The following is a 21,641-nucleotide window of genomic DNA, read 5'->3' as shown; positions in this document are numbered from 1 at the left end:
CATCGAGAGGCGTGCGGCCCACACCGCGGGCAGATGGCACGCAGGAAGCCCGGACTAATAAGATGGCATTGAAATCCCCCGCGTTTCGTAAAAAATTTCCGTTGTTGGTAACCGGCAGTCTGCTGGCTATGCAACCTCTGGCCAGTCAATTCGTTGTTGCCGCCGAGCAGTATGACTGCTCCGTCTCGGCTACGGGTGGCTGGGACTGTGCGCCCAAGTCGCCCGCCGCGGCATTGCCGCCGCGCCCGGTGCATGACGGCAGTGCCGTCAGCGCCGCCGGCGAGCCTGTGGCCGACAAGGGTTCCGACGCCGACACTGGCGCGAAAACCGCACTGGTCACCGAAGCCAAGGGCCGCGGCCTGAAATCCCGTAGCGAAGACTACAGTCACCTCGACTGGGTTCCGCGCGAGAAGCTCACCGCCGCCCAATTGGCCGAGACCGGTCCTTACTGCTCTGGTTCCTATATCGAACCGATTCGTCCTGGCATGAATGACAAGACGAATAAAAGTGACGCGCCGACCTTCATCGGTGCCAAAGCGTCGCGTTATGAGCAGGACACCCAGGTCGCCAGCCTTGCCGGTGACGTGATCATGCGTCAGGGCAGCATGCAGGTCGAAGCCGACGAGGCGAACCTGTATCAGGCCGAGAGCCGTGGTGAACTGGCTGGTAACGTGCGTATCCGCGATAACGGTGCGCTGATCGTCGGCGACCATGCCGATGTGCAGCTCGACACTGGTGAAGCCAAGGTCGACAACGCCGAATACGTGATGCACAAATCGCGAATCCGCGGTAACGCGCTGTACGCCAAGCGTGCCGAAAACGCGATCATCCGCTTGAAGGACGGCACGTACACCACGTGCGAACCGAACAGCAACGCGTGGCAGCTCAAGGGCAACAACATCACCTTGAATCCGGCGACCGGTTTCGGTACCGCGACCAACGTGACCTTGCGCGTCAAAGACATTCCGATCCTGTACACGCCGTACATCTACTTCCCGATCGACGACCGTCGCCAGTCGGGCTTCCTGCCGCCGACCATCGGCTCGGGCAGCGACACCGGCTTCATGCTGGTCACCCCTTACTACTTCAACCTGGCGCCGAACTATGACGCCACGTTGTACCCGCGCTACATGAGCAAGCGCGGCATGCTAGTGGAAGGCGAATTCCGTTACCTGACCAAGTCGAGTGAGGGGCAGTTCGGTGCCTCGTACCTCAACGACGAGAACGACGATCGCAAGCGCCAGTCCGACTACAACGAGACTCGCTACATGTACAACTGGCAGCACAAGGGCGGTCTCGATTCCCGCGTGCTGACCCAGGTTGACTACACCAAGATCAGCGATCCGTATTACTTCCAGGACCTGCAAACTGACCAGATCGGCGTCAAGAGCGACGATTTCGTCAATCAGCAGGGCTCGGTCACGTATCGTGGCGACAGCTACACCGCGCGCCTGAACGCACAGCAATACCAACTGGCTACCGTCTCGAACATCACGCCGTATGGTCGTTTGCCGCAGATCACCTTCAATGGTCAACTGCCGTATCACCCGGAAGGTCTGAATTTCGATTACGAGACCGAGCTGGTGCGTTTCGACCGTGATCTGCGCAGCGGCACGTTTGTACAGGAAGACGGCTTCACTACCGAGTCGCGCCTGGATAACAACATTCAGGGCCTGGCTCGCGCCAACGGCGACCGTTTGAATCTTAAGCCTGGCGTCAGCCTGCCGATGAACTGGACGTATGGCTTCCTCAAGCCGTCGCTGAAGTACCAGTACACGCAATATCAACTGGACCTGGACGGCACCGGCAAGTCGCAAATTGCCCAAATGACCCCAGCTGATCAGAAACTCAACGGCACTTTCGACAGCAACCAGAACCGCGGCGTACCAATCGCCAGTGTCGATGGCGGCCTGTACTTCGATCGCAATACCTCGTATTTCGGCAAGAACTACCGTCAGACCCTGGAACCGCGCCTGTTCTACCTCTATGTACCTGAGGTTGATCAGGAAGACATTCCGGTTTTCGACACCAGTGAGTACACCTTCAACTACGCCTCGCTATTCCGCGACAACCGCTTCTCCGGCGCAGACCGTGTCGGTGACGAGAACAAACTGTCGCTGGGCGTGACCAGTCGCTGGATTGAAGACAACGGTTTCGAGCGTCAGCGCATCAGCGTCGGCCAGGCTCTGTACTTCAAAGATCGTAAGGTTCAATTGCCGGGTATCGCTTTCAACGATCGTGACGACGCGAAATCCAACGTCTCGCCTTATGCGCTTGAATACGAATATCGCTGGAACCGCGACTGGCGCACCACTGCCGACTACAACTGGGACCCGGATAGTCACAGCCCACGCTCCGGCAGTGCGATGTTCCACTATCAGCCGGAAGACAATCCGAACAAAGTCATCAACGTTGGTTATCGCTACCGTAATGACCAGGTTCGTTTTGACCAGAACACCGGTAAATGGTCGGTGGGCGGCGGCGACTACGGCACCCCGGGCCAACCTGGCTACGTGAAGGACTACTACAAGATCCAGCAGCATGACTTCTCGGTCATCTGGCCGATCGTTCCGCAGTGGAACGCTATCAGCCGCTGGCAGTACGACTACAACCGCAATCGCACGCTGGAAGCTTTCGGTGGTTTCGAATACGACAACTGCTGCTGGAAACTGCGCCTGATCAACCGTTACTGGGTTTCCTATGACGAGTTCAGCCAGGAAGCTCCGCAAAACGAAAAAGGCGACCATGGCGTCTTCCTCCAAATTGTTCTGAAGGGACTCGGCGGCCTGACTGGCGCCAAGGTAGAGAGCTTCCTCGACAAAGGCATTCAAGGTTATCGTGAACGTGAAGACCAAGCTTTCTGATTGTCTGCGCCCGGTGCTGCTGGGCGCGTTGTTCCTGGGTACGGCGGCAAACGCCGCCGTACAGTCCATCGATAAAGTCGTAGCGATCGTCGATAACGACGTGGTCATGCAGAGCCAACTGGACCAGCGCGTTCATGAAGTTCAGCAGACCATCGCCAAGCGTGGCGGCGGCTTGCCGCCTCCGGGCGTGCTGGATCAACAGGTGCTTGAGCGCCTGATCGTTGAAAACCTGCAATTGCAGATCGGCGAACGTTCCGGCATCCGCATCACTGACGAAGAACTCAACCAGGCTGTCGGCACCATTGCCCAGCGCAACAATATGACGGTTGACCAGTTCCGTGCTGCGCTGGCTCGTGATGGCCTGAACTATGACGACGCTCGTGATCAGATCAAGCGCGAAATGATCATCAGCCGTGTGCGTCAGCGCCGAGTGGCCGAGCGCATCCAGGTGTCCGAGCAGGAAGTGAAAAACTTCCTCGCTTCCGACCTCGGCAAGATGCAGCTGTCCGAAGAACTGCACCTGGCCAACATCCTGATTCCGACCCCGGAAAGCGCCAACTCTGACGCCATTCAGAGCGCCGCGCGCCAGGCGATGGAGGTTTACCAGCAGCTCAAGCAAGGCGCCGACTTCGGCCAGATGGCTGTTGCCAGGTCCGGCAGCGACAACGCGCTGGAAGGCGGCGACATGGGCTGGCGTAAAGCCGCGCAGCTGCCACCACCGTTCGATCGTGAACTGAGCAGCATGGCCGTCGGCGACATCACCCAACCTGCACGCACCCCGGGCGGCTTCATCATCCTGAAGCTGCTGGGCAAGCGTGGCGGCGAAGCGCAAATGCGCGACGAAGTGCATGTGCGTCACATCCTGGTCAAGCCAAGCCCGATCCGCGACGAGGCCAAGACCAAGGCACTGGTGCAATCGTTGTATGACCGCATCACCGCCGGCGAAGACTTTGCCGAGCTGGCAAAAAACTACTCGGAAGATCCGGGTTCCGCGCTCAACGGCGGCGACCTGAACTGGATCGACCCGAACGTACTCGTGCCGGAATTCCGCGAAGTGATGGCCTCGACTCCACAAGGTCAGCTGTCCAAACCGTTCCAGACCCAATACGGCTGGCACGTACTGGAAGTTCTTGGCCGCCGCGCCACTGACAGCACCGAACAGGCCCGTGAGCAGCAAGCCATGACCGTACTGCGTAACCGCAAATACGACGAAGAGCTGCAAACCTGGCTGCGTCAGATCCGTGACGAAGCCTACGTAGAGATCAAACTCCCTGGTGCAGACCAGGCAGCGCAGTGAAACCCAAGCGTTTCGCGCTGACACCCGGCGAACCGGCCGGCATCGGTCCCGACCTGTGCCTGCTGCTCGCCTCGCAAGCCCAGCCACACCCCCTGATTGCCATCACCAGCCGCGACCTGCTCCTTGAGCGGGCCGTGCAGCTGGGGCTGGCCGTCAACTTGCTGGATGTCGCACCGGGGCAGTGGCCTGATAATCCGGCGCCGACCGGCAGTCTGTATGTCTGGGACACACCGCTCAGCGCACCGGTACTTGCAGGGCAACTGGACAAGGCCAACGCGGCGTTTGTCCTCGAAACTTTGACCCGTGCCGGCAACGGCTGCCTGAACGGCGACTTCGCCGGGATGATCACTGCGCCGGTGCATAAAGGCGTGATCAACGAATCAGGTATCGCCTTCTCCGGACACACCGAATTCCTCGCCGACCTGACGCACACCGCGCAAGTGGTGATGATGCTTGCGACTCGCGGTTTGCGCGTGGCGCTGGTCACCACTCACCTGCCACTGCGCGAGATCGCCGATGCGATCACACCAGAGCGGCTGGAGCGCGTTACGCGAATCCTGCACGCCGATCTGCGAGACAAATTCGGCATCGCCCGGCCACGCATTCTGGTTTGCGGCCTCAACCCGCACGCCGGTGAGGGCGGTCATCTGGGCCATGAAGAAATCGACATCATCGAACCGACATTAGAGCGCCTGCGCAGTGAGGGCATGGACCTTCGTGGCCCGCTGCCTGCCGACACTCTGTTTACCCCCAAATATCTGGAGCACTGCGACGCGGTGCTGGCGATGTACCACGACCAGGGCTTGCCTGTGCTCAAGTACAAAGGCTTCGGCGCGGCCGTCAACGTGACACTGGGCCTGCCGATCATTCGCACGTCGGTCGACCATGGTACCGCCCTGGATCTGGCCGGCAGCGGCAGGATCGACACCGGTAGCCTGCAAGTCGCGCTGGAAACCGCCTACCAGATGGCCGAGACCCGTTTATGAACGAGCAATACCAACACAAGGCGCGCAAGCGCTTTGGCCAGAACTTCCTGCACGATGCCGGCGTTATCGACCGCATCCTGCGCTCCATCCACGCCAAGCCTGATGATCGCCTGCTGGAAATCGGCCCGGGCCAGGGCGCCTTGACCCAGGGTTTGCTTGGTTCGGGCGCGCAACTCGACGTGGTGGAACTGGACAAGGATCTGATCCCGATCCTCAACCAGCAGTTTGCCGGCATGAGCAATTTCAACCTGCATCAGGGCGATGCGCTGAAATTCGACTTCAACACGCTGAACGCCGCGCCGAACAGCCTGCGGGTGGTCGGCAATCTGCCGTACAACATCTCCACGCCGCTGATTTTTCACCTGCTGAACAACGCTGGCATCATTCGCGACATGCACTTCATGCTGCAGAAAGAAGTGGTCGAGCGTCTGGCCGCAGGCCCGGGTGGCGGTGACTGGGGTCGTCTGTCGATCATGGTTCAGTACCATTGCCGCGTCGAACATCTGTTCAACGTCGGCCCGGGCGCGTTCAATCCGCCGCCGAAAGTCGACTCGGCGATCGTTCGTCTGGTGCCCCACGCGGTACTGCCGCACCCGGCCAAGGACCATCGCCTGCTCGAGCGGGTTGTCCGCGAGGCCTTCAATCAGCGCCGCAAAACCCTGCGCAATACCCTCAAGCAATTGCTCAGCAACGCTGAAATCGAAGCCGCTGGCGTCGATGGCAGCCTGCGTCCCGAGCAGCTGGATCTGGCTGCATTCGTGCGCCTGGCCGACCAGCTCGCCATCCAGGTCCCGGCCGCCCCTGCAGCCGACTGACCGGCGATGAACGCTATCGGGCAGCACACCACTCTGGTTTACTGCCCGATACTTGCCTAGACTGATTCCCCATCAGCTACGCCCCGCGTTTCGCTTCATAAGGCCTTCTTGCATGTCCGATTCCCGTTATCAGGTCGATGTCAGCGTCGTCACCCACTATCTGGCAGACCAATCGCAACCCGAACACGACCGTTTCGCCTTCGCCTACACCATCACCGTACAGAACAACGGTGAGATTGCGGCCAAGCTTCTCTCCCGGCATTGGGTGATTACCGATGGCAATGGCCATGTCGAAGAAGTACGCGGTGAAGGGGTCGTCGGCCAGAAGCCGCTGATCGCCGTTGGCGAAAGCCACACGTATACCAGTGGCACGGTGATGACCACGAAGGTCGGCACCATGCAGGGCACCTATCAAATGCTCGCCGATGACGGCAAGCATTTCGATGCAGTCATCAAACCGTTTCGCCTCGCCGTACCCGGAGCCCTGCACTGATGACGACTTACGCCGTCGGTGACCTGCAAGGCTGCCTCGAACCGCTCAAGTGTCTGCTCAAGCAAATTGCCTTTGACCCGGCGCTCGATCGGCTGTGGCTCGTGGGCGACCTGGTCAATCGTGGTCCGCAGTCGCTGGAAACCCTGCGCTTTCTCTATGGCATGCGGGAATCACTGGTGTGCGTGCTGGGCAACCACGACCTGCACCTGCTGGCCGCCGCGAAGAAGATCGAGCGTTTGAAGAAAAGCGACACATTGCGCGAAATCATCGAGGCCCCCGATGGGCCGCAGCTGATGGAGTGGCTGCGCCAGCAGAAGCTGATGCATTACGACGAAATGCGCGATGTTGCGATGGTCCACGCCGGCATCCCGCCGCAATGGTCGCTGCGCCGTGCCCTGAAGTGCGCCGCCGAAGTCGAGACCGCACTGCGCGACGACAATGTGTTCCCCGCCTACCTCGACGGCATGTACGGCAACGAGCCGGCGAAATGGGACAGCGACCTCAAAGGCATCGATCGCCTGCGGGTGATCACCAATTACTTCACGCGCATGCGCTTCTGCACCGCCGAAGGCAAGCTTGACCTCAAGAGCAAGGAAGGCCTCGACAGCGCCCCGCCCGGCTACAAGCCGTGGTTTCAGCACAAGGAGCGTAAAACCAAAGGCCTGCGCATCATTTTTGGCCACTGGGCAGCGCTTGAAGGGAATATCCACGAGCCGGGCATTTCGGCGCTGGACACCGGATGCGTATGGGGCGGTAGCCTGACGCTGATGAACGTCGACAGCGGCGAACGCGTGGCATGCAAATGCGATGAACACGGCGGGCTTGCGCACACGGTCGCGCCACTTATCTCCGAATCTTCGCCAGTCGGCGCACCGCGTTAGACTGCACTTTCAGTTGAGCTACAGGAACCCGCCATGACCGAATTCAAACGAATCCCCCCGGAACAGGCCCAGACCCTGCGTGAGAAAGGCGCCGTCGTGGTCGACGTGCGCGACCCGGCGACCTTTGCCGCGCTGCACATCAGCGGTTCGAAGCATCTCGATAACCATTCGCTGCACGCTTTCATTCAAGACGCCGACCTTGATGCACCGACCGTCGTGGTCTGCTACCACGGCAATTCCAGTCAGGGCGCAGCCGCCTATCTGGTCAGTCAGGGCTTCTCCGACGTTTACAGCATGGATGGCGGCTTCGAGTTGTGGCGTACGACTTATCCGTCGGAAACCGCGCAAGGCACCGCCGAATAATTTTTTTGCGCGGCGCAGGCCCCGGCAGCCGTGGCCCTGCGCGCGGCAGACGAACGGTCTGCCACAACTAATTACGTATCTCGCCTTTACCTCTCGAATTCCCAACTATCCTTAAGCGCAGGCCATCCAAATCAGGGGAGAGCCGGTACACCGGCGCGCGGGTCATCGGGAGTAGCTTTCGCGGTTTGTCGACCGTGGGAGAATTCTGGGGGGGTAAACAGCAGCTGCCACAGCGACTGCTGCCAGCATCGACTGAGTGATCCGGCGTCGGCTCCACGTATCGAGCGAGGTGACGTCATGAGTATCTTTAGCCACTTCCAACAACGCTTCGAGTCCACACGCCAGGAAGAACTCTCGCTGCAAGAGTACCTGGAGCTGTGCAAGAAAGACCGTAGCGCCTACGTTTCCGCCGCCGAGCGTCTATTGATGGCCATCGGCGAACCGGAACTGCTCGACACTTCGACCAATTCGAGGCTGTCGCGCATCTTCTCCAACAAGGTGATCCGCCGCTATCCGGCCTTTGAAGACTTCCATGGGATGGAAGAATGCATCGACCAGATCGTCTCGTATTTCCGCCACGCCGCCCAAGGCCTGGAAGAGAAGAAGCAGATCCTCTATCTGCTCGGCCCTGTCGGTGGCGGTAAATCGTCCCTGGCCGAGAAGCTGAAACAACTGATGGAAAAAGTGCCCTTCTACGCCATCAAGGGTTCGCCGGTCTTCGAATCACCTCTGGGTCTGTTCAACGCCACCGAAGATGGCGCGATCCTCGAGGAGGATTTCGGCATTCCACGGCGCTATCTGAACACCATCATGTCGCCCTGGGCGACCAAGCGCCTGGCCGAGTTCGGCGGCGATATCAGTCAGTTCCGCGTGGTCAAGCTCTATCCGTCGATCCTCAATCAGATCGCTGTGGCCAAGACCGAACCCGGTGACGAGAACAACCAGGACATTTCGGCGCTGGTCGGCAAGGTCGATATCCGCAAACTTGAAGAATTCCCGCAGAACGACGCCGACGCCTACAGTTACTCCGGTGCGCTGTGCCGGGCCAACCAGGGCCTGATGGAATTCGTCGAAATGTTCAAGGCACCGATCAAGGTGCTGCACCCATTGCTGACGGCTACTCAGGAAGGTAACTACAACAGTACCGAAGGCCTCGGCGCGATTCCGTTCACTGGCATCCTGCTGGCGCACTCCAACGAATCGGAGTGGCACACCTTCCGTAACAACAAGAACAACGAGGCGTTCATCGACCGGATCTACATCGTCAAGGTGCCGTACTGCCTGCGCGTCAGCGATGAAGTGAAGATCTACGACAAACTGCTCTTCAACAGCTCCCTGTCCAAGGCGCACTGCGCACCGGACACCTTGAAGATGCTCGCGCAGTTCACCGTGCTGTCGCGCCTGAAGGAACCGGAAAACTCCAACATCTATTCGAAGATGCGCGTCTACGACGGCGAAAACCTCAAGGATACCGATCCGAAAGCCAAGTCGATTCAGGAGTACCGCGATTCGGCCGGCGTCGACGAAGGCATGAATGGCCTGTCGACCCGCTTCGCCTTCAAGATCCTGTCCAAGGTGTTCAACTTCGATCCACACGAAATTGCTGCCAACCCGGTGCACCTGCTCTACGTGCTGGAACAGCAGATCGAACAGGAACAGTTCCAGGCCGAGACCCGCGAACGTTATCTGCGCTATCTAAAGGAATACCTGGCACCGCGCTACATCGAGTTCATTGGCAAGGAAATCCAGACCGCATACCTGGAGTCCTACAGCGAGTACGGCCAGAACATCTTCGATCGCTACGTGCTGTACGCGGATTTCTGGATTCAGGATCAGGAGTATCGCGACCCCGAAACCGGCGAGATCCTCAATCGCGTGGCGCTGAACGAAGAACTGGAAAAAATCGAAAAACCTGCCGGCATCAGCAATCCGAAGGATTTCCGCAACGAGATCGTCAACTTCGTCCTGCGCGCCCGGGCCAACAACAACGGCAAGAACCCGACCTGGCTCAGCTACGAAAAACTGCGGGTGGTCATCGAGAAGAAAATGTTCTCCAACACCGAAGACCTGCTGCCCGTCATCAGCTTCAACGCCAAGGCCAGCAAGGAGGATCAGCAGAAACACAACGACTTCGTTACGCGAATGGTTGAACGTGGCTACACCGATAAACAGGTACGGCTTCTGTCCGAATGGTACCTGCGGGTCCGCAAGTCGCAGTGAGGCAGCTGCAAGCTATAAGCCACAAGCTGCAAGTACAAAGCGCGTGAACCCGCAAACACGGGCATTCGCTTCTACTTGCAGCTTGCAGCTCGAAACTTGAAGCTCCCCGGAGGGGCCTTATGAGCTATGTGATCGACCGACGCCTCAATGGCAAAAACAAGAGTACGGTGAACCGTCAGCGTTTTCTGCGGCGTTACCGTGACCACATCAAGAAGGCTGTCGAAGAGGCAGTCAGCCGGCGTTCCATCACCGATATGGAGCACGGCGAACAGATCAGCATCCCCGGTCGCGATATTGACGAGCCGGTGCTTCACCATGGACGCGGCGGCAAACAGACCGTGGTGCATCCCGGCAACAAGGAATTCACGGCCGGTGAACACATCGCCCGCCCACCGGGAGGCGGAGGTGGCCGCGGTCCGGGCAAGGCGGGCAATTCCGGCGAAGGCATGGACGAGTTCGTCTTCCAGATCACCCAGGAAGAATTTCTCGAATTCATGTTCGAAGACCTCGAACTGCCGAACCTGGTCAAACGCAACCTGACCGGCACCGACACGTTCAAAACCGTACGCGCCGGGATCAGCAACGAGGGCAATCCGTCACGGATCAATATCATCCGCACCCTGCGTTCGGCCCATGCGCGGCGCATTGCCCTGTCTGGCAGCAGCCGCGCGAAACTGCGCGAGGCCAAGGAAGAGCTGGCACGGCTCAAGCGAGAAGAACCGGACAACTTCGGCGATATTCAGGAACTGGAAGCCGAAATAGAGAAACTCAGCGCACGGATCCACCGCGTGCCGTTTCTCGATACCTTCGACTTGAAATACAACCTGCTGGTCAAGCAACCGAACCCCAGCTCGAAAGCGGTGATGTTCTGCCTGATGGACGTGTCCGGCTCGATGACTCAGGCGACCAAGGACATCGCCAAGCGTTTTTTCATCCTGCTATATCTGTTCCTCAAACGTAACTACGACAAGATCGACGTGGTATTCATCCGTCACCACACCAGTGCCCGGGAAGTGGACGAAGAGGAGTTTTTCTATTCACGGGAAACCGGCGGCACCATCGTTTCCAGCGCTTTGAAGCTCATGCAGGAAATCATGGCCGAGCGCTATCCAAGCAATGAGTGGAACATCTATGCCGCTCAAGCCTCCGACGGCGATAACTGGAACGACGACTCGCCGATCTGCCGCGACATCCTGATCAACCAGATCATGCCGTTTGTGCAGTACTACACTTACGTGGAGATCACTCCGCGTGAACATCAGGCCCTGTGGTACGAGTACGAACGCATTGCCGAAGCCTTCTCCGATACTTTTGCCCAACAGCAACTGGTCTCGGCCGGAGATATCTATCCGGTCTTCCGTGAACTCTTCCAGCGCAGGTTAGTGACATGACCGCCAAAGAGCAGAAGCGCCAACCTATTTCCACCGGCTCTGAATGGACATTCGAGCTGATCCAGACCTACGACCGCGAGATTGCCCGGATCGCGGCACGCTATGCGCTGGATACCTACCCCAACCAGATCGAAGTGATCACCGCCGAGCAGATGATGGACGCCTATGCCTCAGTGGGCATGCCGCTGGGCTATCACCACTGGTCGTACGGCAAACACTTCCTCAGCACCGAGAAATCCTACAGCCGCGGGCAGATGGGCCTGGCCTACGAGATCGTGATCAACTCCGATCCATGCATCGCCTATCTGATGGAAGAGAACACCATCTGCATGCAGGCGCTGGTAGTGGCTCATGCCTGCTATGGCCACAACAGTTTTTTCAAGGGCAACTACCTGTTTCGCACCTGGACCGATGCCAGTTCGATCATCGATTACCTGGTATTCGCCAAGCAGTACATCATGCAGTGCGAGGAACGCCACGGCATCGATGCCGTGGAAGACCTGCTCGACTCCTGCCACGCGCTGATGAATTACGGTGTCGACCGCTACAAGCGTCCATATCCGATTTCCGCCGAGGAAGAGCGCCGGCGCCAAAAGGATCGCGAAGAGCACATGCAGAAGCAGATCAATGATCTGTGGCGCACCATTCCCAAAGGTGCGGACAAATACAGCGACAAGGACAACGCCCGCTTCCCGGCCGAGCCGCAGGAAAACATTCTGTATTTCATCGAGAAGCATGCACCTTTGCTGGAGCCGTGGCAGCGCGAGATCGTGCGCATCGTGCGCAAGATAGCCCAGTACTTCTATCCGCAGCGCCAGACCCAGGTCATGAACGAAGGCTGGGCGACGTTCTGGCATTACACGCTGATGAATGACCTGTATGACGAAGGTCTGGTCACTGACGGCTTCATGATGGAGTTCCTGACGTCGCATACCAGCGTGGTGTTCCAGCCCGGCTTCGACAGCCCGTATTACAGCGGCATCAATCCCTACGCGCTGGGGTTCGCCATGTACCGCGATATCCGCCGCATGTGTGAAGAGCCTACCGAGGAGGATCGCCGCTGGTTTCCCGACATCGCCGGTTCCGACTGGCTGTCGACCATCAAATTCGCCATGAGCAGTTTCAAGGACGAGAGCTTCATTCTGCAGTACCTGTCACCGAAAGTGATCCGCGATCTGAAGCTGTTCAGTATTCTCGATGACGATCTTAAGGACGACCTGCTGGTACCAGCCATTCATGACGAGGGCGGGTACCGTATCATTCGCGAGACCCTTGCGGCGCAGTACAACCTCGGCAATCGTGAGCCGAACGTGCAGATCTACAGCATTGATCGACGCGGTGATCGCTCGCTGACCCTGCGGCATCAGCAGAACGACCGCAAGCCATTGGGCGATTCCACCGATGAAGTGCTAAAGCACCTGCATCGGTTGTGGGGCTTTGATATTCATCTGGAAACCCTGCAAGGCGACCAGATCATGAAAACCCATCATGTGCCGCCGCGCAGCGAGCACAGCGAAGGTGATTACGGCCGGCTCGACCTGGCCGTGATTCATCTTTGATCCGGTTCTGCCTCCGCAAGCCTGACGCAAGGGTTATCCTGTCAGGCTAACGGAGGTTTTTTATGCAGGTTTACAAGGTTGGCGGCGCGGTACGTGATCGCCTGTTGGGGTTGCCGGTCACTGACATCGACCGGGTCGTGGTCGGTGCCACCACGGAGGAAATGCTCGCCCAGGGATACCGCCCGGTTGGCGCGGATTTTCCGGTGTTTCTGCACCCCAAAACCGGCGAGGAATATGCCCTCGCTCGCACGGAGCGCAAGAGTGGCCGCGGTTATGGCGGCTTCACGTTTCATGCGAGTCCCGAGGTCACGCTGGAAGAAGACCTGATTCGCCGCGACCTGACCATCAATGCCATGGCCGAGGACGATCAGCTCAACCTGACCGACCCGTATCACGGGCAGCGCGATCTTGAAGCGCGAATTCTGCGCCACGTTTCCCCGGCGTTCGCCGAAGATCCTCTGCGTGTGCTGCGCGTTGCCCGTTTTGCTGCGCGCTATGCCGGACTGGGCTTCACGGTCGCGGACGAGACAATGGACCTGATGCATCAGCTCAGCGAGTCCGGCGAACTGCAGGCACTGACTGCCGAACGCAGCTGGAAGGAAATTTCTCGGGCGCTGATGGAAAACCACCCGCAGGTATTCATCCAGGTGTTGCGCGACTGTGGCGCACTCAAGGTGCTGATGCCGGAGGTTGACGCCTTGTTCGGCGTACCGCAGCCGCAGGCCCATCACCCGGAAATCGACACAGGCCTGCACACCCTGAGTGTGCTGGAACAATCAGCCCTGCACAGGCAACCGCTGACGGTGCGCTGGGCCTGCCTGCTGCATGACTTGGGCAAAGGCCTGACGCCAGAAGAGGAATGGCCTCGGCATATCGCCCATGAGCACACCGGGCTGAAGCTGATCAAAGCGGTCAACCAGCGCTTCAAGGCACCCAAAGAGTGTCAGGAGCTGGCTCTGCTGGTTGGCCAGTATCACACCCATGGGCACCGGGCTCTGGAGTTGAAGGCGTCCACATTGCTGGAGTTGCTGCAGAGCTTCGATGTCTATCGGCGGCCGCAGCGCTTCGAAGAATTCATCGCTGCATGCGAGATGGATGCTCGTGGCCGCAAAGGCCTGGAGCAACGCAGTTATCCACAGGCGGATTATTTGCGCGGAGCGGCGAAAGCCGCGCGAGAAGTGGCGGTGCAGCCATTGCTGGAAAAGGGCTTCAAGGGGCCGGAACTGGGCGAAGCGCTGAAGCGCGAACGGTTGAAAGCATTGAAGATTTACAAAGACAACGCCTGAAGCAAGATCAAAAGATCGCAGCCTTCGGCAGCTCCTACAGGGAAGCGCAAATTCCTCTGTAGGAGCTGCCGAAGGCTGCGATCTTTTGTTTTAAAGATTCGACGGAGTCAATTGCTGCCCATTCCATTCGAATGCAACCGGCGCCAACACCTGATCAATCTGCGCCTCCGCCCACAACGTCGCAAAGCTCTTGCCCACACCCGGATGCACCCGCTGCGGCGCAATCAACGACAGCGGCCACAGCACGAAAGCGTTTTTCAGGATCTCCGCCCGCGGCAGAATCAACCCATCGAAATTACCCACCAGATCGCCATACAGCAGCACGTCGATATCCAGCGGCAATCCCTTGCGATCCGGTGCATAACGTCCGTTATCCGCCTCGATGAATTTCAAGCGCCGATCCAGCTCCATCAATGGCAGATCGGTGTACGCCGAAACCACAAAATTGAAGAACGGCCCGCTCTTGATGCCCACCGGCTGGCTCTCGAACACCGCCGAACAACGGATATCCGCCAGGAACGTGGCCAGCGCATCGAGACCGGCGCGCAAATGGGTTTCCCGCTCGATATTGCTACCGAGCCCGAGGTAGACCTGAGTCAGCGACATCCGCGCTCGATCTCCACACCCACACCGCCCTTGGCCGCTGGCACGGCGCCCGGCTTGATCAGTCTCAGTCGCACCCAGGTGATGTTGAATTCGGCCATGAGCACTTCAACCAGACGCTCGGCAAAGGTCTCGACCAGTTGGAACTGCGCCTGCTCGGCAAAGGCCTGAATGCGCGTGGAAACGCTGGCGTAATCGAGCGCCAGGGTCAGGTCGTCACCGGCGGCGGCCGGGCGATTGTCCCAGGCGAAGCTCAGATCAAGCCGCAGACACTGACGGATGCCGCGCTCCCAGTCGTAGGCACCGATCACGGTGTCGACTTCCAGGCCCTCGATAAACACTCTGTCCACGCACTTCTCTCCGCTGCACGACAAGGGCGCGATGCGCCGTTAGAATCAGGGCGTCCTCGCCCGGAATAGTTAGCATGTTTTGGTTACTGGCGATTCTCGCCTACCTGCTCGGCTCGCTGTCCTTTGCCATTTTGCTCAGCCGCCTGACCGGAAATCCGGATCCGCGAATGAGTGGCTCGGGTAATGCCGGCGCCACCAACATGCTGCGCCTGGCCGGTCGCAAACTGGCGATCCTGACCCTGCTCGGTGATCTGTGCAAAGGCCTGCTGCCGGTGCTGATCGCATCGAGCGCGGGCCTTTCGCTGCAGGATCAGGCCTGGATTGGCGTGTGCGCCGTGATCGGTCACCTGTTCCCGCTGTACTTCCGCTTTCGTGGCGGCAAAGGCGTCGCCACTGCCGCCGGCATGTTGCTCGGCCTGTATCCGCCCGCCGCGCTGCTGGCGGTGTGCGCCTGGCTGCTGACGTTCTACCTGACTCGCACCAGTTCGCTGGCAGCGCTGATTGCCACGCCGTTGACCCTGCCCCTGCTGGCCTGGCAGGAACCGAAGGCCTTGCTGCCAATGAGTGCGCTGACCTTGCTGATTGTCTGGCGTCATCGCGGCAATCTACGCGACCTGTTTGCCGGGCGCGAACGGCATTTTTGAATGCCGCCCGTGAGCGTCAGTCATCACAACGCCGACAACTGCTCCATCGGCCACCGTGCCTGCACGGTGATGGCCAGACTTTCCTGCTGACCGGCCTTGAGGCGCTGGCAACCGGCAAACGCGATCATCGCGCCATTGTCAGTGCAGAACTCGGGACGCGCATAGAACACATCGCCCTTCATATCGCCGAGCATCTTTTCCAGGGAAATCCGCAACGCCTTGTTGGCGCTGACGCCGCCGGCAATCACCAGACGCTGCATGCCCGCCTGTTTCAGGGCGCGCTTGCACTTGATGGTCAAAGTCTCCACCACGGCCTGCTGGAACGCCAGCGCGATGTCGCAACGGGCTTGCTCACCGTCGTCCCCGGCGCTGACGCATTGCTGCCAGGTGTTGAGGGCGAAGGTTTTCAGGCCGCTGAAGCTGAAATCCAGCCCCGGACGATCACACATCGGACGCGGGAAGGTAAAACGTCCTGCGACGCCCTTCTCGGCCAGCTTGGCGATTTCCGGCCCGCCGGGATAATTGAGGCCCATCATCTTCGCGGTTTTGTCGAACGCTTCGCCGGCTGCATCGTCGAGCGTCTCGCCGAGCAGACTGTATTGGCCAATGCCATCAACCTGAACCAACTGCGTATGCCCACCGGAAACCAACAAAGCGACGAACGGGAATTCAGGGGGTTTCGGCTCCAGCATCGGTGCCAGCAAGTGGCCTTCCATGTGGTGCACGCCGAGCGCCGGAATGCCCCAGGCAAACGCCAGTGCCTGCGCGCAGGACGCACCGACCAGCAGCGCGCCGACCAGGCCAGGACCTGCGGTGTAGGCAATCGCATCGATCTCGGTCGGCACACAGTCGGCCTCGGCCAACACCTGACGGATCAAGGGCAGCATGCGTTTGACGTGGTCACGCGAAGCGAGCTCCGGCACCACACCGCCATAGACGCGGTGCAGGTCGATCTGACTGAACAGCGCATCGGCCAGCAGGCCGCGTTCGCTGTCATACAATGCGACGCCGGTTTCGTCGCAGGAGGTTTCTAATCCCAGTACTAGCATGGGTTTGCGCCTTGTTTAGGCTGAATTCGAAGGCGCGCATAATAGTCGCCACGTGATGCCCCGACCAGCGGTTTTCGATCAGAGGCTTTGCATTCCGAGCGATGAGGGGTTAACATCCGCAACCCTTAAAAACCGACGTCTTCAAGTGCTCTTTTGCCGCGAGGATGTTGACCCCGGTAATGAATGAAGGTAGCTCTGGATGCCAGCCGTCAAAGTAAAAGAGAACGAACCCTTCGACGTAGCTCTGCGTCGTTTCAAGCGCTCCTGCGAAAAAGCCGGTGTACTGGCTGAAGTTCGTAGCCGCGAATTTTACGAGAAGCCAACTTCTGAGCGTAAGCGCAAGGCAGCAGCCGCTGTTAAGCGTCACGCCAAGAAAGTTCAGCGCGAACAGCGCCGCGCCGTTCGTCTGTACTAATACACAGACGTTCGTAGCAAGCTTCTTGCCTAAGCCCGGCCCTCAGCCGGGCTAATGGCATTTGCGTAAAACGCTTGATGCTTCACCGTCGACGCCGCCGATGCGACCGAGACAAATCTGCTTCACCGCGTCAGGCCTGGCTCTTTTGCCAGCGGTGCACGTCTTTTCTGACGAGCCTTTCAAGGCTACTGACGAGCACACCCACTGATTCCTCTTACGACGATCAGCCCAAGGCACCTGCATGCGTGCCCGCTTTATTGAGCTATCCGAGGCCGACAACCGGCCGTCAGCGGATTCAGCGCAACACTTTCAAATAGTCGAAGACTGATAGGTACTAACGTCAGTGGATTTTCGGCAGATACACTCCCGACAGCGATCACGCAAACGACACCGGTCGAGCCGCACTTTTCGTGCGTTTCCAGCAATGGCCCGCGTCCGACAGCCTGTCGCAACGGACTTATTGCAGCGCAGACGACGAGAACGCCATGGCCGGGCTGATTCCCCAGAGCTTCATTGACGACCTGCTGAACCGCACCGACATCGTCGACGTGGTCAGCTCGCGCGTGCAATTGAAGAAGGCCGGCAAGAATTACACCGCCTGTTGCCCGTTCCATAAAGAGAAAACCCCGTCATTCAGCGTCAGCCCCGACAAGCAGTTCTATTACTGCTTCGGCTGTGGCGCTGGCGGCAATGCCCTCGGCTTTCTCATGGATCACGACAACCTGGATTTCCCCCAGGCCGTTGAAGATCTGGCCAAAGCCGCCGGCATGGAAATCCCCCGCGAAGAAAGCGGTCGCGAGCGCAAGCCGCGCCAGCCGACCGATTCACCGCTGTACCCGCTGCTCACCGCCGCCGCCGATTTCTATCGGCAGGCACTCAAGAGTCATCCATCGCGCAAGGCTGCAGTGGATTATCTAAAGGGTCGCGGCCTGACCGGCGAGATCGCCCGGGATTTCGGCCTCGGTTTTGCGCCACCGGGCTGGGACAATCTGCTCAAGCATCTGAGCAGCGACACCCTGCAACAGAAGGCCATGATCGAAGCCGGCCTGCTGATCGAGAACGCCGAAACCGGCAAACGCTATGATCGCTTCCGTGATCGCGTGATGTTCCCAATTCGCGACACCCGTGGGCGGATCATCGCCTTCGGCGGTCGCGTACTGGGCGACGACAAGCCCAAGTACCTGAACTCACCGGAAACGCCGGTATTCCATAAAGGCCAGGAACTCTACGGCCTCTATGAAGCGCGCAAGAACAATCGCAACCTCGACGAAATCATCGTCGTCGAAGGCTATATGGACGTCATCGCCCTCGCCCAGCAAGGCTTGCGCAATGCCGTCGCCACGCTGGGTACCGCGACCAGCGAAGAGCATTTGAAGCGCCTGTTCCGCGTTGTGCCGAACGTATTGTTCTGCTTCGACGGCGACCAGGCCGGCCGCAACGCCGCGTGGCGCGCACTGGAAGCGACCCTGCCGTGCCTGCAGGACGGTCGCCGCGCCCGATTCCTGTTTCTGCCCGAAGGCGAAGACCCGGATACCCTGGTGCGCGCCGAAGGCACCGACGCTTTCAAGGCGCGCATCAATCAGCACGCGCAGCCGCTGGCCGATTATTTTTTCCAGCAACTGACAGAGGAATCCGACCCGCGCTCGCTCGAGGGCAAGGCGCACATGGCCACCCTCGCTGCGCCGCTGATCGACAAGGTGCCGGGCGCGAACCTGCGCATTCTCATGCGTCAGCGCCTGACCGAGATCACCGGCCTGAGCAGCGAGACCGTCAGCCAATTGGTCCAGAGTGCGCCGCAGGAAGCACCGCCCGCCTACGATCCGGGCATCGATTACGACGCCATGCCGGATTACAGCGACTACCATCAGCCGCAGGCACAGGACATGTATGTGCCGCAGCAGGAATGGACGCCGAAGAAACCCGGCGCCGGCGGCAAGAAGTGGGACAAGAAGCCGTGGGACAAGAATGGCAAGCGTGGCGGCGATCGTGAACAGCAGCGCCCGCGCACGCCGATTGGCGTTGAATCGCCAACCCTGACGGCACTCAGAACATTGCTCCATCATCCGCAACTGGCCAAGCGCGTCGAAGACGCCGGGCACATTGCCGACGAAAATCAAACCAACGCCCAGCTGCTTGTGGCGCTGCTCGAAGCCGTACAGAAGAATCCCAAGCTAAACTCATTTCAGCTGATCGCGCGATGGCACGGTACTGAACAGGGTCGTTTACTCAAGGCACTGGCAGAAAAGGAATGGCTGATTGACGGAGATAACCTTGAACAACAGTTTTTCGACACCATTACTAGCCTGTCAGCCCGCCAACGCGAGCGAAATCTCGAACAGTTACTCAGGAAAGCGCGGCAAAGCGAACTGAGCGTCGAAGAGAAAAATCAACTGCGCGACCTTTTAAGTCGCAATGTTTCCGCATCAAACCCGACCTCAACTGGCGCGTGAGGTCATAGCTCAGGTATAATCCTCGGCTTGTTTTTTGCCCGCCAAGACCTTCAGTGGATAGGGTGTTATGTCCGGAAAAGCGCAACAGCAGTCTCGTATTATTGAGTTGATCAAACTGGGTCGTGAGCAGAAGTATCTGACTTACGCCGAGGTCAACGACCACCTGCCCGAGGATATTTCAGATCCGGAGCAGGTGGAAGACATCATCCGCATGATTAACGACATGGGGATCCCCGTACACGAGAGTGCTCCGGATGCGGACGCCCTTATGTTGGCCGACGCCGATACCGACGAGGCCGCTGCGGAAGAAGCAGCCGCTGCGTTGGCGGCGGTGGAGACCGATATCGGTCGCACCACTGACCCGGTGCGCATGTACATGCGTGAAATGGGTACGGTCGAGCTTCTGACCCGTGAAGGCGAAATCGAAATCGCCAAGCGGATCGAAGAAGGCATTCGTGAAGTGATGAGCGCAATTGCGCACTTCCCTGGCACGGTTGACCACATTCTCTCCGAGTACACCCGCGTCACCACCGAAGGTGGTCGCCTGTCCGACGTCCTCAGCGGTTATATCGACCCGGACGACGGTATTGCGCCACCTGCGGCAGAAGTGCCGCCGCCGGTTGACCCGAAAGCCGTCAAGGCCGACGACGATACCGACGATGATGATGCCGACTCTTCCGATGACGAAGAAGAAGCTGAAAGCGGTCCGGACCCGGTCATTGCTGCGCAGCGCTTTGGTGCTGTGGCCGACCAGATGGAAATCACCCGCAAGGCCCTGAAAAAGCACGGTCGTCACAACAAGGCAGCGGTTGCCGAGTTGCTGGCCCTGGCCGAGCTGTTCATGCCGATCAAACTGGTGCCGAAGCAATTCGAAGCCCTGGTCGAGCGTGTGCGCAGTGCCCTGGATCGTCTGCGTCAGCAAGAGCGCGCGATCATGCAGCTGTGCGTACGTGATGCACGTATGCCACGCGCCGATTTCCTGCGTCAGTTCCCGGGCAACGAAGTCGACGAAAGCTGGTCCGACGCCCTGGCCAAAGGCAAGAGCAAGTACGCCGAAGCCATCGGTCGCGTGCAGCCGGACATCATCCGTTGCCAGCAGAAGCTGATCGCGCTGGAAACCGAGACCGGCCTGACCATCGCAGAAATCAAGGACATCAACCGTCGCATGTCGATCGGTGAGGCCAAGGCCCGCCGCGCGAAGAAAGAGATGGTTGAAGCCAACCTGCGTCTGGTGATCTCGATCGCCAAGAAGTACACCAACCGCGGCCTGCAATTCCTCGATCTGATCCAGGAAGGCAACATCGGTCTGATGAAAGCGGTGGACAAGTTCGAATACCGTCGTGGTTACAAGTTCTCGACTTATGCCACCTGGTGGATCCGTCAGGCGATCACTCGCTCGATCGCCGACCAGGCCCGCACCATCCGTATTCCGGTGCACATGATCGAGACGATCAACAAGCTCAACCGTATTTCCCGGCAGATGTTGCAGGAAATGGGTCGCGAACCGACCCCGGAAGAGCTGGGCGAACGCATGGAAATGCCTGAGGACAAGATCCGCAAGGTACTGAAGATCGCCAAAGAGCCGATCTCCATGGAAACCCCGATCGGTGATGACGAAGACTCCCATCTGGGCGACTTCATCGAAGACTCGACCATGCAGTCGCCAATCGATGTCGCCACGGTGGAAAGTCTGAAGGAAGCGACTCGCGAAGTACTGTCCGGCCTCACTGCCCGTGAAGCCAAGGTATTGCGCATGCGCTTCGGCATCGACATGAACACTGACCATACGCTCGAAGAAGTCGGCAAACAGTTTGACGTAACGCGTGAGCGGATACGTCAGATCGAAGCCAAGGCGCTGCGCAAGCTGCGCCACCCGACGCGAAGCGAGCATCTGCGCTCCTTCCTTGACGAGTGATACCAGACCCCCCGGCCCAGGCCGGGGGTTTTGTTTTATGGCAGATTAAATTCCCCGCCC

The 21,641-nt window shown here is 59.2% G+C and carries 18 protein-coding genes; 15 read left to right on the top strand and 3 right to left on the bottom strand.

Translation table 11 applies throughout. The features are described 5' to 3' along the window. Window positions 1-62: 62 nt before the first annotated feature. The 11 genes from AC0Z4S_RS16365 (at window position 63) to AC0Z4S_RS16315 (ending at window position 14,155) form a co-directional block, all read left to right on the top strand. A complete protein-coding gene (locus AC0Z4S_RS16365; RefSeq protein WP_485623747.1) occupies window positions 63-2,864 on the top strand; it encodes an LPS-assembly protein LptD in 2,802 nt (933 codons plus the stop codon). Then, window positions 2,839-4,161 carry a peptidylprolyl isomerase SurA gene (gene surA, locus AC0Z4S_RS16360; RefSeq protein ID WP_253496385.1) on the top strand — a complete coding sequence of 441 codons (1,323 nt, stop codon included), beginning with the start codon at window positions 2,839-2,841 and terminating at the stop codon, window positions 4,159-4,161. Before AC0Z4S_RS16365 ends, surA begins: the two co-directional genes overlap by 26 nt. Then, entirely contained in the window at window positions 4,158-5,147 is a 990-nt protein-coding gene (gene pdxA, locus AC0Z4S_RS16355; protein ID WP_485623746.1) for a 4-hydroxythreonine-4-phosphate dehydrogenase PdxA, read from the top strand. Before surA ends, pdxA begins: the two co-directional genes overlap by 4 nt. Next, window positions 5,144-5,962 (top strand): 16S rRNA (adenine(1518)-N(6)/adenine(1519)-N(6))-dimethyltransferase RsmA, encoded by an 819-nt coding sequence (gene rsmA / locus AC0Z4S_RS16350; protein ID WP_485623745.1) that lies wholly within the window; start codon window positions 5,144-5,146, stop codon window positions 5,960-5,962. The genes pdxA and rsmA overlap by 4 nt, the downstream gene beginning before the upstream one ends. Window positions 5,963-6,074: 112 nt before the next feature. Then, the gene (apaG, locus tag AC0Z4S_RS16345; protein ID WP_485623744.1) at window positions 6,075-6,455 is read left to right on the top strand and encodes a Co2+/Mg2+ efflux protein ApaG; all 381 of its coding nucleotides are present in this window, start codon (window positions 6,075-6,077) and stop codon (window positions 6,453-6,455) included. Further along, window positions 6,455-7,336 carry a symmetrical bis(5'-nucleosyl)-tetraphosphatase gene (locus tag AC0Z4S_RS16340; RefSeq protein ID WP_485623743.1) on the top strand — a complete coding sequence of 294 codons (882 nt, stop codon included), beginning with the start codon at window positions 6,455-6,457 and terminating at the stop codon, window positions 7,334-7,336. Before apaG ends, AC0Z4S_RS16340 begins: the two co-directional genes overlap by 1 nt. Before the next feature lie 33 nt (window positions 7,337-7,369). Beyond that, window positions 7,370-7,699 (top strand): thiosulfate sulfurtransferase GlpE, encoded by a 330-nt coding sequence (gene glpE, locus AC0Z4S_RS16335; protein WP_485623742.1) that lies wholly within the window; start codon window positions 7,370-7,372, stop codon window positions 7,697-7,699. Between the two features lie 297 nt (window positions 7,700-7,996). Further along, a complete protein-coding gene (locus AC0Z4S_RS16330; protein WP_039757710.1) occupies window positions 7,997-9,919 on the top strand; it encodes a PrkA family serine protein kinase in 1,923 nt (640 codons plus the stop codon). Window positions 9,920-10,038: 119 nt separating this feature from the next. Next, entirely contained in the window at window positions 10,039-11,310 is a 1,272-nt protein-coding gene (locus AC0Z4S_RS16325) for a YeaH/YhbH family protein (protein ID WP_039757709.1), read from the top strand. Next, window positions 11,307-12,869 carry a SpoVR family protein gene (locus tag AC0Z4S_RS16320; protein WP_485623741.1) on the top strand — a complete coding sequence of 521 codons (1,563 nt, stop codon included), beginning with the start codon at window positions 11,307-11,309 and terminating at the stop codon, window positions 12,867-12,869. The genes AC0Z4S_RS16325 and AC0Z4S_RS16320 overlap by 4 nt, the downstream gene beginning before the upstream one ends. 62 nt (window positions 12,870-12,931) lie before the next feature. Beyond that, window positions 12,932-14,155 carry a multifunctional CCA addition/repair protein gene (locus AC0Z4S_RS16315; RefSeq protein WP_485623740.1) on the top strand — a complete coding sequence of 408 codons (1,224 nt, stop codon included), beginning with the start codon at window positions 12,932-12,934 and terminating at the stop codon, window positions 14,153-14,155. A gap of 90 nt (window positions 14,156-14,245) precedes the next feature. Here the strand turns inward: AC0Z4S_RS16315 and folK are convergent, their stop codons facing one another. Further along, window positions 14,246-14,761: a 2-amino-4-hydroxy-6-hydroxymethyldihydropteridine diphosphokinase gene (gene folK / locus AC0Z4S_RS16310; RefSeq protein ID WP_485623739.1), complete on the bottom strand. Its 516-nt coding sequence runs from the start codon at window positions 14,759-14,761 to the stop codon at window positions 14,246-14,248. Then, the gene (gene folB, locus AC0Z4S_RS16305; protein WP_485623738.1) at window positions 14,752-15,108 is read right to left on the bottom strand and encodes a dihydroneopterin aldolase; all 357 of its coding nucleotides are present in this window, start codon (window positions 15,106-15,108) and stop codon (window positions 14,752-14,754) included. Before folB ends, folK begins: the two co-directional genes overlap by 10 nt. Before the next feature lie 74 nt (window positions 15,109-15,182). On the opposite strand from folB, the gene plsY reads away from it, so the two are divergent. Continuing rightward, window positions 15,183-15,752 carry a glycerol-3-phosphate 1-O-acyltransferase PlsY gene (plsY, locus tag AC0Z4S_RS16300; RefSeq protein ID WP_471877214.1) on the top strand — a complete coding sequence of 190 codons (570 nt, stop codon included), beginning with the start codon at window positions 15,183-15,185 and terminating at the stop codon, window positions 15,750-15,752. 23 nt (window positions 15,753-15,775) lie between these two features. Here plsY and tsaD read toward each other — a convergent pair whose 3' ends face one another. Then, window positions 15,776-16,801, bottom strand: coding sequence for a tRNA (adenosine(37)-N6)-threonylcarbamoyltransferase complex transferase subunit TsaD (tsaD, locus tag AC0Z4S_RS16295; RefSeq protein WP_253496412.1), 1,026 nt, complete (start codon window positions 16,799-16,801; stop codon window positions 15,776-15,778). A gap of 199 nt (window positions 16,802-17,000) precedes the next feature. Between tsaD and rpsU the strand changes: the two genes are divergently transcribed. The 3 genes from rpsU (at window position 17,001) to rpoD (ending at window position 21,581) form a co-directional block, all read left to right on the top strand. Next, window positions 17,001-17,216: a 30S ribosomal protein S21 gene (gene rpsU / locus AC0Z4S_RS16290; RefSeq protein WP_002551877.1), complete on the top strand. Its 216-nt coding sequence runs from the start codon at window positions 17,001-17,003 to the stop codon at window positions 17,214-17,216. Between the two features lie 485 nt (window positions 17,217-17,701). Then, complete coding sequence (gene dnaG, locus AC0Z4S_RS16285; protein ID WP_397504714.1) at window positions 17,702-19,666, top strand: DNA primase; 1,965 nt, start codon at window positions 17,702-17,704, stop codon at window positions 19,664-19,666. 67 nt (window positions 19,667-19,733) lie between these two features. After that, the gene (gene rpoD, locus AC0Z4S_RS16280) at window positions 19,734-21,581 is read left to right on the top strand and encodes an RNA polymerase sigma factor RpoD (protein WP_253496415.1); all 1,848 of its coding nucleotides are present in this window, start codon (window positions 19,734-19,736) and stop codon (window positions 21,579-21,581) included. Window positions 21,582-21,641 lie beyond the last annotated feature (60 nt).

It is taken from the genome of Pseudomonas sp. 1L-B-1-E-C1, assembly GCF_057291835.1.
This window is presented reverse-complemented; position numbering and strand designations above follow the sequence as displayed.

Bases quoted from the DNA above. Each gene is read 5' to 3' on its own strand.
- AC0Z4S_RS16365 (WP_485623747.1), top strand. From the start codon at position 63: ATGGCATTGAAATCCCCCGCGTTTCGTAAAAAATTTCCGTTGTTGGTA.
- rsmA (WP_485623745.1), top strand. From the start codon at position 5,144: ATGAACGAGCAATACCAACACAAGGCGCGCAAGCGCTTTGGCCAGAAC.
- apaG (WP_485623744.1), top strand. From the start codon at position 6,075: ATGTCCGATTCCCGTTATCAGGTCGATGTCAGCGTCGTCACCCACTAT.
- AC0Z4S_RS16340 (WP_485623743.1), top strand. From the start codon at position 6,455: ATGACGACTTACGCCGTCGGTGACCTGCAAGGCTGCCTCGAACCGCTC.
- glpE (WP_485623742.1), top strand. From the start codon at position 7,370: ATGACCGAATTCAAACGAATCCCCCCGGAACAGGCCCAGACCCTGCGT.
- AC0Z4S_RS16330 (WP_039757710.1), top strand. From the start codon at position 7,997: ATGAGTATCTTTAGCCACTTCCAACAACGCTTCGAGTCCACACGCCAG.
- AC0Z4S_RS16325 (WP_039757709.1), top strand. From the start codon at position 10,039: ATGAGCTATGTGATCGACCGACGCCTCAATGGCAAAAACAAGAGTACG.
- AC0Z4S_RS16320 (WP_485623741.1), top strand. From the start codon at position 11,307: ATGACCGCCAAAGAGCAGAAGCGCCAACCTATTTCCACCGGCTCTGAA.
- AC0Z4S_RS16315 (WP_485623740.1), top strand. From the start codon at position 12,932: ATGCAGGTTTACAAGGTTGGCGGCGCGGTACGTGATCGCCTGTTGGGG.
- folK (WP_485623739.1), bottom strand. From the start codon at position 14,761: ATGTCGCTGACTCAGGTCTACCTCGGGCTCGGTAGCAATATCGAGCGG.
- plsY (WP_471877214.1), top strand. From the start codon at position 15,183: ATGTTTTGGTTACTGGCGATTCTCGCCTACCTGCTCGGCTCGCTGTCC.
- tsaD (WP_253496412.1), bottom strand. From the start codon at position 16,801: ATGCTAGTACTGGGATTAGAAACCTCCTGCGACGAAACCGGCGTCGCA.
- rpsU (WP_002551877.1), top strand. From the start codon at position 17,001: ATGCCAGCCGTCAAAGTAAAAGAGAACGAACCCTTCGACGTAGCTCTG.
- dnaG (WP_397504714.1), top strand. From the start codon at position 17,702: ATGGCCGGGCTGATTCCCCAGAGCTTCATTGACGACCTGCTGAACCGC.
- rpoD (WP_253496415.1), top strand. From the start codon at position 19,734: ATGTCCGGAAAAGCGCAACAGCAGTCTCGTATTATTGAGTTGATCAAA.